This is a genomic window from Proteiniborus sp. DW1, assembly GCF_900095305.1.
Taxonomy (GTDB): Bacteria; Bacillota; Clostridia; order Tissierellales; family Proteiniboraceae; genus Proteiniborus.
The window spans coordinates 1-12,598 of the sequence record NZ_FMDO01000032.1 but is presented as its reverse complement, the minus strand read 5'-3'; the positions used below and the strand labels follow the sequence as shown (position 1 = coordinate 12,598).

Genomic DNA, 12,598 nt, shown 5'->3' with positions numbered 1-12,598 from the left:
GTAAGTAAAAAAACTTGTATCTTAATATTAAAATGTAATAAATCAAAAGGAGTATAGAGATTCCATGTATACTAATCTTGAGTATTATAGACACAAAAATCCGGTAAATAAGACTATAAAAAAGATAAATAAACCAATAAAAAATAATCATGAAAAAGTAAAAAAACAAGGCTTCTCAGTAATTACTGTTACAAATAATGAGTTATTCATAGATAATATTTTTGAAAATTATGATAGGCAAATTCTTGAAAATAAAGAACTGATTATCATATTAAATAAAAACAGATTGAATGTTGAAAAATACAAATCTAAGGCAAAGACTTACAGCAATGTAAAAATTCATAGTATTGATGAGAGGATGTCCTTAGGTTACTGTTTAAATTTTGCAGTAAATATTTCCAAATACGAATTAGTTGCCAAATTTGATGATGATGATTATTATGGACCTAAGTATCTTTCAAGTTCAATAGAAGTTTTTAAGCAGACAGGAGCTGATGTCATAGGTAAGTCATCTCATTTAGTTTACTTTCAACAGTCAGAACTACTGGCAATTAGAGATCCAAATAGAGAAAATAGATATGTTAACTTTGTTAATGGTTCTACTCTTATGTTTAAGAAAAGCATTTTTAAAGAAGTAAAATTCGCAAATATATCTATTGGAGAAGATACACAGTTTTGTAGAAGCTGCTTAAAGAAGGGGATTAGGATTTACTCCTCTGATATGTACCATCATGTCTATATTAGAAGAAAATCTAGGTCATCTCATACTTGGAAGGTTAGTGATAAATTTTTGCTTGAAAAATTCTGTAAGCCTATTATGAAGACTAAAGATTATATATCCTATGCAAATAGAATTAAGACTCTGCCTATATAATATATTCTTTAGAAGATGCCTTATATTGTTAAATAACAATGAGCAGAGGTTGAAATATTAATGGGAGATGTTTATTTAAAATTAACTTACATCTCCCTAATTATTTTCGCCATTCTCTTTTAAAAAGCAGCATATAAACTCTTACTTCTAAGCCTTGATTTACTTAAATGTTCTCCTTAGTTTATCAATAAAGTATTATATTACTATCATTCCCTAAAATAAAGGAGTTTGCTCTTTTACATGTGTTTTGAGAAACAATATTAGTATTTTCCCCAATTATGCTAGAATCAATTATATTCATAACTCGTGTTATAAAGCATTTATCTAATATGATACTATTTTCTATCTGGCAATCAATTATTTTTACATTGTTCATAATAGAGGTATAAGGTCCAATATAACTGTTTTCTATAATTGTATTACTTCCTATAATTACAGGACCCCTTATGATACTATTATAAATTTTAGAATTTTCGGCAAGGAACACATTCCCGGTTATTATGCTTTTTTCATTTACTAATCCTTTGATATTGCTTTTTATTCCACTTAAAATATACTGGTTAGCATACAGTATATCTTTCGGTGTTCCTAAATCAAGCCATAAGGATCTAGAGATGTTATAAGTAACCTTGTAACCATTATCTATCAACCATTTTATCCCATCACTAATTTCATATTCCCCTGTCCATGAAGGTCTTATTTCCTTGCAGCCCTTAAAAATATTTTTGTCAAAAATATAAATTCCAGTAACAGCTAGATTGCTCTTAGGATTTTTAGGTTTATCTTCTATACTTAATACTTGTTTTTCTTTAACTTCTGCAATTCTAAAACTCTCAGGCTCTTCAACCTTATGAAGAAAAATGCTGCAATTACTAGTTGAATTATAAAAATCATCTATTAGTTCTTTTAAATTTAGTTCATAAAAATTATCTCCAATAATTACAATAAAATCATCATCTTGTACAAAATCCTCTGTAATAGCAATAGTATCTGCTAATCCTAGAGTTTGATGTTGATAAATAAATTCATATTCCAAATTTCTTTTTTCGTATTCCTTTAGATAGCTTTTAAAGATTTCTTCATGCTCACTTATGACTATGCCTATCTCAGTTATATCTGCCTTTAATAGAGAATCTAGAATATAATAAAGAACTGGTCTATTTGAAACAGGTATAAGCTCTTTAGGTATGGTATGAGTAATAGGCCTTAATCCAGCTCCTTGACCACCACATAATATTATTCCCTTCATTGATGCACCTCCTTATACTAAACATATAATTAATACTTTATTATATGATTTAGCCTGCTATATGCCACTTATAAATCTAATATTCCCTGGGTAATAGTCAAATAGCGACATACAGCATTTATGCCTAAAAGAATAATGCTCTAATTTGTACTTTTATGTAAAAAATGATTGAAATAGACTTAAAGTTTCTTGTTAAAAAAATACCTTATAAAATAGACTTTTTCTGTCTATTTATAAGGTATTCTTAAATAGCTCCATTTATTTTAATTCTAATTATTTACCTAATTTAATTCTCAATTTTTCTAACATATCAGTAGTCATTGCTGCTAAATCGTATTTTGGATTCCATCCCCACTCTTCTCGAGCTGCACTGTCATCAAGTGAATTAGGCCATGAATTAGCTATGCTTTGTCTAATTGGATCAACATCATAGTCCATAACAAAGTTTGGAATATGTTTTTTGATCTCTGCGTAAATATGTTCAGGCGCAAAGCTCATCGCTGTTACGTTAAATGCATTTCTATGAATTAACTTAGCAGGGTCAGCTTCAGCAAGCTGTACAATAGCATCTATAGCATCAGGCATATACATCATGTCCATGTAAGTACCTTCTCCTATAAAGCTTGTATACTTCCCTTTTTCTATTGCATCATAATAAATATGTACTGCATAGTCTGTAGTTCCACCACCTGGCAAAGCTTCATAGGAAATTAAACCTGGAAACCTAACTCCTCTAGTATCAACTCCATATTTTTGATAATAATAATCGCATAAAAGTTCCCCTGAAACCTTAGTTACACCATACATAGTTGTAGGTCTTTGAATTGTATCTTGTGGAGTGTTATCTGCTGGAGTAGATGGTCCAAATGCTGCTATCGAGCTAGGTGTGAATACAGATATTCCAGTTTCTCTTGCTACTTCAAGAACATTAAACAATCCACCCATGTTAATTTCCCAAGTAAGAGTTGGGTTCTGCTCACCAACTGCAGATAATACAGCTGCTAAATGTATAACTGTATCGATATTATATTTCTTAACTACATCAGCTATCTGTTGCGCATCTCTTACATCAACAAGTTCAAATAAACCAGATTCTATTAACTTTTCTGCTCCTGCTTTTTTGCTTCTACTACTAGCGATTACATTATCTTCTCCATAGTTTTTTCTTAAATGCATAACTAGTTCAGTACCTATTTGCCCTAAAGCACCAGTTACTAGTATTTTTTTCATAATTCCACCCCCATTATTGTTATAAAGCGATTTTAAACTCCTTGTTTATTATATCACATTATAGTTTAAACTTTAATATTAATAATTATTACACTTTTTTTATATTATAATAAACAACACAGTTATAAATAAAAAAAGCTCCAACTAATCATTATAATTAGAGAAGCTTTTCTTTAAACTGATTATTATATTATAATATTTTTCAATTAATCAAAATTAATAGAATCCTTTACCCTATTTAATACAGCAGCCATTTCTGCTCTTGTCATTTTTACTCTAGGTCTAAAGGTCTTGTCCTCAAATCCAACAAAAACACCTGCATAATTCATTTGCATAATTGAATCATATGACCAACTAGGTTTTACATCGATGAAAGGATTTTTGTATTCCTTGATATCAGTACCATAGTTAGTAATCCTACTTAGAAGTGTAGCCATTTGTTCTCTGGTAACAGGTTCATCTGGAGCAAACTTTTTATTACCTACACCCACAAATATACCTTTTTTGGCTGCTATTTGAACTTCTTTATTTGCCCAATGAGTTGAAGGAACATCAGTGAATTTTTCTCCATTGATAACATTTGTATCTTCCAACTCTAGTGCACGAACTAAAGTAGCTGCTGCTTGAGCTCTTGTAATAGTTTCACTAGGCGAAAAGTTGACATTGGAAGTTCCCTTCATCCACCCCATACCAACCATTGAAAGTATATCATTTTTAGCCCAGTTATTGTCAATGTCAACAAAATACTTACCATTCAGCCAAAGCTTATAATATTCCCAAGTGCTAGGTAGCTCTTGCCCTAATGACCAGCTACCAGTACCCTTTAGATTGTATTTATGAACTAGTTGAAGCTTGTCTTTGATTGAATCCTCATTTTCAAACCATACTGTATATTTTCCTGGAGTTAGAGCCTTTCCATTGACTAATAGCTTAGTATCATTGACACCAATGGAAAAAGTAGCATATGGTGACATTGTAGCTTTATCAAAATATATATCACTATTGTAGTGTTTTATCACTGAGTTGGCTTTTGCTAAACTTATTCCATGTCCTCCGACAGATTCATTCTCGTTCCAGTATCTACCAAAAAAGGGGATGCCTAAAACAATCTTATCAGGACTAACTCTATTTAATGCATATTTTATTGAGCTCTCTACAAAAGTTTTGCTAGCAACAGGTCCTGGTTTGCTGCCATAATAGCTTTCATCATATGCCATAATCATTAGATAGTCACTATATTTTGCCAGTGCTTCGTAATCATATGAGCCATGCCAACCCTTAGTAAAACCTCTTGGATTTGCTGCTACTGCAACTGATAACTCTTTCCCTTCAGGTAATTTACTTCTTAAAATCCTCACAAAATCTGTATAATTTTCTCTGTCAACTTCAGTAACATTTTCAATATCTACATTAACTCCATCGAGATTATATTTTTTTATCGCTGTTACTATCTCATCAGCTAATTTTTCTCTATTCTTCAATGCTATTCTTCCTAATTCCCTATCCCAATGATTACTTATAAAGGGAACTACTTTTATATTTTGAGAATGCATACTACTAATAAATTCTGTACTTAGCAAACTTGTTAATAACAGACTTCCATCACTGTCAATATTAAAATAATTTGGAGAGATTACATCTAAGGAAGCTTTAGTCTTCTCAACTAAACTCTTTTGATTATTCACATCTCCAAAATATAGATATGTCATATTAAATTTGCTATCTGCTTGTCCCTCTTCTGGCTTCACTAAAAATATTGATAAGACCATAGTTATAACTAGAAATATTGAAATAAATAACTTCTTTTTATTTCTCATAGAATCCCTCCCTCATATACCTTACAGGAATTCTTTTGGAAGTTCAATGTACAAATTATGTAAACTAAAATAATAGACTCATTACACATATGTATTTAACGTATATGCAATGAGTCACATTGTTAGTTGAATAATTCATCGTAGTATCCTAGCAACAACTCTATCTAATTGTATGCCAAAGGCTTGGGTTGAGCCACAATATACGGCCATAATTCTATCATTATTAGTATATAAAATAATTAAACTTACTGATTTTATATTATGGATTATAAATAACTATAATCTGCTTAACTCTAATGCTAACTTAGCTGCTAGCTTAGCATTGTTATATACTAGTTGAATATTTGACTCTAGACTTTTACCTTTTGTTATTTCCTTTACTTTAGAAAGTAAAAAAGGAGTTGCTTCTTTACCTTTTATGCCTTTTTTATCAGCTTCTACTAGTGCCTCAGTTATAGCATTGTTTATATCATCATAGTTCATCTCATATTCATAAGGTATTGGATTACCTACAACTAAACCACCTTTTAGTCCCATATCCCATTTTGCTTTTAATGCTTTTGCTAACTCCACTTCAGAGTCCACTCTATAATCTACCTTAAAACCACTTTTTCTAGTATAAAAAGCAGGAAATTCGTCAGTTCCAAATCCTACAACTGGTACACCTTGGGTTTCTAGATACTCTAATGTAAGTCCTATATCTAATATGGATTTAGCTCCTGCACATACAACTGCAACATTTGTATTGGCTAGTTCCTGTAAATCAGCTGAAATATCAAAAGTTTCTTGAGCATGTCTATGAACACCACCAGTTCCACCTGTAGCAAATACTTTTATTCCAGCCATTGCTGCTATTATCATAGTAGCAGCTACGGTTGTAGCTCCATTTAATTCTTTAGCAACTATAAAAGGCAAATCTCTTCTACTCGCCTTTAAAACTCCTTCACTATTTCCTAATAGCTCTAACTCTTCTTCATTTAATCCAACTGTTAAAACACCATTTAATATTGCAATAGTTGCTGGTACTGCACCATTTTCTCTTACTATTCTCTCAACTTCTTTAGCCATTTTTATATTCTCAGGATAGGGCATACCATGAGAAATAATTGTTGATTCTAAAGCAACTACTGGTTTACCTTTTTTAAGAGCCTCTTCAATTTCTGGCTTTACTTTCAAATAACTACTTAACATTTTATTCACTCCTCATTTTATTATATATACTATCAACTGATATGTTTGGGTTAATTGTGTTTTCATGGCTTAGTGCCATCTCTGAAGCATACATTGAAAATTGTATAGTATCGTCTAAATTCAAGTCATTAATATAACTATAAACAAGACCAGCCATAAATGCATCTCCTGCACCAGTAGCATTTACTACTTTTACTGCTGGGGGTTTAACGAACTTTTTCGTCAACTCATCTTTATAGAATACTCCTCTTTCTCCCAAAGTGATAAATACTCTCCTCAATCCCTTTTTCAAAAAAACTTCTGCTGCTACTTCTAAATCATGGTCACTTGTTATTTTAACTCCTGTTAATTCTTCTGTTTCGTAAATATTAGGTTTAATTGTATGAAAATAGCCAATTAATTCTTTAACTTTCCTAGCTTTTGTAGTAGACACTGTATCAACAAAGAAAATCTTATGTTTAAAATTGCTTAAGAGATACTCTATTACTTCCAGTGAAAGATTTGTATCAATTACTATAGCAGAAGAATTTTCAATAATTAAAGATTTTGTCTTTAAAAAATCAATATTCAGATAGTCAATTGTATCCATGTCAGATATAGCTACCTTCATATCGCCATTTTCATCTAAAACGGATAAGTAAGTAGATGAGGGCATGCTCTTTAAAACTAGACAATGATCAATATCAATACCTGCAATCCTGCATTCATTTGATATCTTTTCTCCATATAAATCATCTCCAACTGCAGTTATTAACTTTGTCTTGATGCCTAGCCTAGATAGGTTTTCTGCAATGTTTCTACCAACTCCCCCTGCGGAAACTTTAACTTTCCCAGGATTTGAATCATTTAGCTTTAACTTATCTAGAGAAAATCCTTGGATATCAACATTTGCTCCGCCAATAACTGTTACATAATTTTCTTCATTTAAAACATATCCTTTCCCCTTGACATACCCCTTTTTAATTAAATTGCTAATATGAACTGCGACAGATGATCTAGTAATACCAAGAAGTCTTGCAATTTCCTGTTGACTTATCATTGGGTTAGCTCTTATCAAAGAAAGTATTTCCTTTTCCCTTAGGGTCATATCATCACCAACTCTTGTTTATTTTATAAACTTTTGTTTATTATTAGTATACCAAAATGCTATTTTATATGCAAGAAAAAATTAAAAAAGTAGCAACTATTTTAAATTGCTACTTTTATTATTAAACAAAAGTTTTAAATTATGTTCTCTATCTATAAAATAACCATTTTGAATATCATTATTTTATGATTAATTTAAAAGTTCAATTATCTTTTCTTTTATAAAGTCAGTAATCTCCAGTTCACCAATATAAGTTTTCTCGCTAGCAAAATCTGGTCTTACTCTAAAGAAATTTATTATTAATTTGTTATCTAATATAATGTACTCATCTGTATGGAAGGGTACAAAAAATACTTCTATAGTTTCAAAATTCTTGCTCACTTTAAGTGAGTTTATTTCATCTATTATAGTGTCTAAATTTAGTTTCTTTATTGGTTGTAACATTGAGTTAGTGTACTCTAAATCTTCTAGCATCCAAAGGTTGTTGTTCCAAAATCTTCCTTCCTTTTTACTTTTACTTTGAAATGGTTCTCTATTAGACACTGCACTCATAGCTCGTCTAACTGATTCTCCATCAAACTCTTCATCATATATTAGTTTAAGACCTTCCATATCTGCAACATCATTTAAATATTTTTCAGTAACTTTTTCTCTGTCATTTGTTGTTTGCCAAAAAAACAACATTGCTTCTACTGTATCAAAATTAACTTTTATTCTTTGTACCATTTTATAATCCTCCAGTTCTTTTGTTGGTTACACCTTATTGCCTAAGTAGCATTATTGTCCACAACATTTTTTGTATTTTTTTCCACTTCCGCATGGACATGGGTCATTTCTTCCGATTTTTTTATCTTTAACTACTGTTTTGGAGCTTCTATACTCTTTAGTTATTTCTTTTCTTTTTTCTTTCGTTAATATATCGTCCCACTGAGGTAGTTCATATAGCCAAGGAGCTTTTGCATTTAGCATATTAAAATATAATTTTTCAAAGTCAATCTCTAGTTTAATCTCACTTTCTTCTTCTAGATTTTCTAAATCAATTGAATTTACTAAGCTAGTATTGATACCATCTAGAAATCCTGTGAATGTAACAGCGTCTAAGCTAAATCTTTCGGCCAGTTCTTTTAGTTTTCCTTGAAACACATTTTCTTTACTTCCTAATATACTTGCATATACATTCTTTTCTTTTTCCAAATATACTTCCCAAAACTTATTATATTCTTTTTGATCTCTTTCTTCATAAGCCACATCTGTCCACTGTTTGTATAAACTCATATCATTTCCCTCCTCAAAAAGTTTGAATTATGGTACTAGTTGATAAAAACTAGTACCATAAACATATATTTTTATAAAATTAAAACTCTGCTGAACCTACTGTTCTAGGGAAAGGAATCACATCTCTTATGTTGCTCATTCCTGTCATATACATAATAGCTCTTTCAAATCCCAACCCAAAGCCAGCATGTTTAGTTCCACCGTATTTTCTTAGTTCTAAATACCACCAATAATCTTCTTTGTCTAGTCCCATCTCTTCCATTCTTTTTTCTAAAATCTCTAGTCTTTCTTCTCTTTGGCTTCCTCCAATTATCTCTCCGATACCAGGAACTAATAAGTCCATGGCCGCAACAGTTTTGTTATCATCATTTAATCTCATATAGAAAGCCTTGATATCTTTTGGATAGTCTGTTACAAATACTGGCTTTTTAAATACTTCTTCTGTTAAATATCTTTCATGCTCTGTTTGTAGGTCACATCCCCACTCAACAGGATATTCGAATCTGTCTTTAACCTTTGATAGTATTTCGATAGCTTCTGTATAAGTTACACTTCCAAACTCTGAATTTACTATGTTATTTAATCTATCAATTAGTCCTTTATCTATAAATGAGTTAAAGAATTCCATTTCTTCAGGTGCATTTTCCATAACATATTTTATAATATATTTTAACATATCTTCAGCTAATTCCATATCATCTTTTAAATCTGCAAATGCAATTTCAGGCTCTATCATCCAGAACTCAGCAGCATGTCTTGCAGTATTTGAATTCTCAGCTCTAAAAGTTGGACCAAAAGTATATACATTTCTAAATGCTAGAGCAAAAGTCTCGGCTTCAAGCTGACCACTTACCGTTAAACTTGTTTCTTTGCCAAAAAAATCTTCTGAAAAATCTACTTTTCCTTCCTTGTCCTTAGGTACATTTAACAAGTCTAGTGTAGAAACCCTAAACATTTCTCCTGCTCCTTCAGCATCACTTCCTGTAATAATAGGAGTATGAACATAAACAAATCCTCTATCCTGGAAAAACTTATGAATAGCATAAGCTGCTAGAGACCTTACTCGAAATACTGCTGAAAAAGTATTACTTCTTGGTCTTAGATGTGCAATAGTTCTTAAGTACTCCATGCTGTGTCTTTTCTTTTGCAATGGAAACTCTGAACTAGATTTACCCTCAAGCTCTATTTTCTCAGCTTTGATTTCAAAGGGTTGCTTCGCATTAGGTGTTTCAATTAAAGTACCTTCAATTATTAAAGCTGAGCTTATTGAGAATTTAGATACCTCTTCGAAGTTAGCCAGAGCTTCATCATATACTATTTGGATGTTCTTAAAAAAGCTACCATCGTTTATTTCAATAAACCCAAAGGATTTTGAACTTCTGATAGTTCTTACCCATCCAGCGACTTTAATTGTTTTTCCTAAGTACTCTTGTTGATTTCTATAAATATCCCTCACTAAAGTAAAAGTCATAAATATTCCTCCTTCTATTTAATTTTATATAAATTTAATCATTGAAATAAAAGCAAATAAAAAAGCCTATCCTCCCTATAAAGGGACGAAAGGCTATATTTCGCGGTACCACCCTAATTGTCATATAAAATGACCAACTCAATAACAGTACTAATTTAATACTGCTCGCTAATAACGGTGCGAATCCGTCTAAGTCTACTTTCATAAGATTTCGGTTAGAGACTCTGAGATGTTCTTCAATATAGATTTCGTACCGACATTCCACCATAGCCAGCTCTCTATAACTACCTTCTATACCTACTCTTCTCTTCATAGTCTTTAATTTGTTTTATTTACCAGTATTATAATATTAAATAGTTCTTTTGTCAAACAATATTTAATTTATTTTTCACCAAGAATTTTAATTTAATACTGTCTATTAAATTATTTACATTTTATTATTTTTTCATTCACATTATTAGATAGTTTGCATATAGTAATATTGAAAAGCTTTTGTACCTTGATATAAAAAAACACCTGGGTTTTAAACCCAGATGTTTCCTACAGCACTGCAATATTTACTTAATACTATTCATCGTAGTCACGTGGGCATGTAGTGCCGCCTACTGCCCCGATGGCTACCTGGCGTTTTTGCAATACTTTTAGTGTGATATAGATTACCATTTTTTCCTCGAAGCGATTGAATACTCTCTCTTCAAATGGAACTTTATCTTTGTAAGGTTTAGCCGGATTTAGATACTCATCAAATTCTACTATTCTACTGCTGATTAACTCGCAGAAAGGTAATTCGTTGAAGTATTCAGTTGTAACTTGATTAAATTCAGATAAGTCACCAGATAGTAATTTATCTTTATCTGCAAAATCTGGTCCAAATATTTCTCTTTCTCTGAAGTACTCGAATTCAGACTCATTTCTAAATTTAACAGGAGCTGGTGCTATTCCATTGTATTGGATTGGTGTTGTGAATTTAAATGGAACGTCTATCGTGCAATGTTTTATATCTCCACATATTCCTTTAGAATTTGAACATCCAAGTGTAGCATACTCAATGTTCTTTCTTACAAAGCCTTTTACAAATAGCATGTTAGTATTTTGCAATAGTAGACATTGAGTAATCTTGAGATGTTTCTTTATATTCTTGATTTCTATAGCTGGCTCTGGCAATTCGTTGATTGAATCTACATTCACCTGAACTGTAAGTTGTGCTAAAACAACTGGTATTTTAGCAACTGCACCGCTTCTTATAGGTGCTAAATCTACAGGATAATTTACTGCATCTACTAATGTAGTCGATTTAACATCAACACATGTAGATTTTCCTGGTTTACAAACACTATTTGTCTCTTGCTTTCCATAGCTTACTTTTGCACCGTATAGATTATTGTCCATATATGACATTTGTTTGCCTCCCTTAATAGTTTTTCAGGTTATGAGGTTTTGCACTCGCCTCATTTCCTAGTACATATTATTCAGGCTTCCATTTTTAGTTACATTTGTTTTATAAATAATTTATTTTGCTTATTATAACTTTTCTTACTTATGCTATTAGGTCAAGTTCTTCTTTTCTAGTATCTTCGGTATAGATACTAATTTCTTTTGTAAAATCCTTATCGTAATATATAATACTCCCTCTCCTTCTATTGCATGGAGCTTTTGTACTTGTTCTATATCTTTATCTCTTTCTCTATTTACTATTATTTTTTCTGTCTCAACTATTTTGCTACACACAACCTCGCAGTATGGTGCCTCATTGTAATACTCAGTTACCACTTGGTTAATATAACTAGAATCTCCATATATGAAATCTTCTATGGTTTCAGCTTCAACCCCATAATCATTATCATCACTTATACTTTCATTATTAATAGCATACTTAAATTCTTCTGTAGTGCTTTTCTTTATCTCCTCTGGTTTCATAATATTATAACTAAAAAGAGTTGTACATTTAAATGGTATCTCTGCTGTTAATTTCTCAACTTCTCCGTATACCACACCCTCTTTTGTAGATGAACCTGTGTAATAACTTATATCTTTTTTTATGAAGCCTTTTATAAAAACTGTACTTGTGCCTTGAACTAAAGTACACTGACTAATATTCACTTTTTTATTTATTTCTTTTATTTGAAATATGGGCTCTGAAAACTCAATTAAGGAACTTAAATTAATTCTGAGTGTGAAGGTGGCAAGAACTACTGGGATTTTAGCTATTGCACCGGATGTTATTGCTGTTACTTCAACCTCTTCATTTGGACAATTCACTATAGTTTCTTCTTCACTTTTTACTTTTTTTTGTTCCATAATGATTTCATGAATAACATCCTCTTCATTATGTATAGGCTTGGGATTTTCATATATAATCTTATTAACCTCTGGATATTCTGCCTTTACATTTACCATTCTTTCA

General features: G+C 31.2%; 11 protein-coding genes and 1 other annotated feature. Of the genes, 1 reads left to right on the top strand and 10 read right to left on the bottom strand.

What is annotated here, in order from left to right; translation table 11 throughout:
• The first annotated feature begins 64 nt into the window (after nucleotides 1–64).
• Entirely contained in the window at nucleotides 65–874 is an 810-nt protein-coding gene (locus DW1_RS08310; protein WP_083605592.1) for a glycosyltransferase family 2 protein, read from the top strand.
• A 184-nt stretch (nucleotides 875–1,058) separates the two neighbouring features.
• Here DW1_RS08310 and DW1_RS08305 read toward each other — a convergent pair whose 3' ends face one another.
• The 10 genes from DW1_RS08305 to DW1_RS15545 form a co-directional block, all read right to left on the bottom strand.
• On the bottom strand, nucleotides 1,059–2,123 hold the full coding sequence (locus DW1_RS08305; protein ID WP_074350155.1) for a glucose-1-phosphate thymidylyltransferase: 1,065 nt from the start codon (nucleotides 2,121–2,123) through the stop codon (nucleotides 1,059–1,061).
• A 273-nt stretch (nucleotides 2,124–2,396) separates the two neighbouring features.
• Nucleotides 2,397–3,353, bottom strand: coding sequence for an L-threonine 3-dehydrogenase (locus DW1_RS08300; RefSeq protein WP_074350154.1), 957 nt, complete (start codon nucleotides 3,351–3,353; stop codon nucleotides 2,397–2,399).
• Between the two features lie 206 nt (nucleotides 3,354–3,559).
• Nucleotides 3,560–5,170 carry an S-layer homology domain-containing protein gene (locus DW1_RS08295; RefSeq protein ID WP_074350153.1) on the bottom strand — a complete coding sequence of 537 codons (1,611 nt, stop codon included), beginning with the start codon at nucleotides 5,168–5,170 and terminating at the stop codon, nucleotides 3,560–3,562.
• A 276-nt stretch (nucleotides 5,171–5,446) separates the two neighbouring features.
• Nucleotides 5,447–6,361 carry a pseudouridine-5'-phosphate glycosidase gene (locus DW1_RS08290; protein WP_074350152.1) on the bottom strand — a complete coding sequence of 305 codons (915 nt, stop codon included), beginning with the start codon at nucleotides 6,359–6,361 and terminating at the stop codon, nucleotides 5,447–5,449.
• Nucleotide 6,362: 1 nt separating this feature from the next.
• Nucleotides 6,363–7,448 (bottom strand): PfkB family carbohydrate kinase, encoded by a 1,086-nt coding sequence (locus tag DW1_RS08285; RefSeq protein ID WP_074350151.1) that lies wholly within the window; start codon nucleotides 7,446–7,448, stop codon nucleotides 6,363–6,365.
• A gap of 189 nt (nucleotides 7,449–7,637) precedes the next feature.
• Nucleotides 7,638–8,174: a TDE2712 family protein gene (locus DW1_RS08280; protein ID WP_074350150.1), complete on the bottom strand. Its 537-nt coding sequence runs from the start codon at nucleotides 8,172–8,174 to the stop codon at nucleotides 7,638–7,640.
• Nucleotides 8,175–8,225: 51 nt separating this feature from the next.
• Complete coding sequence (locus DW1_RS08275; protein WP_074350149.1) at nucleotides 8,226–8,723, bottom strand: SEC-C metal-binding domain-containing protein; 498 nt, start codon at nucleotides 8,721–8,723, stop codon at nucleotides 8,226–8,228.
• A gap of 79 nt (nucleotides 8,724–8,802) precedes the next feature.
• A complete protein-coding gene (gene asnS, locus DW1_RS08270) occupies nucleotides 8,803–10,194 on the bottom strand; it encodes an asparagine--tRNA ligase (RefSeq protein WP_074350148.1) in 1,392 nt (463 codons plus the stop codon).
• A gap of 78 nt (nucleotides 10,195–10,272) precedes the next feature.
• Nucleotides 10,273–10,516 (bottom strand) — a binding site (T-box leader).
• A 245-nt stretch (nucleotides 10,517–10,761) separates the two neighbouring features.
• Nucleotides 10,762–11,592 (bottom strand): CsxC family protein, encoded by an 831-nt coding sequence (locus DW1_RS08265; protein ID WP_278335734.1) that lies wholly within the window; start codon nucleotides 11,590–11,592, stop codon nucleotides 10,762–10,764.
• Nucleotides 11,593–11,739: 147 nt separating this feature from the next.
• Nucleotides 11,740–12,598 (bottom strand): CsxC family protein (locus tag DW1_RS15545; RefSeq protein ID WP_074350147.1); only part of this gene is annotated, 859 nt, incomplete at its 5' end.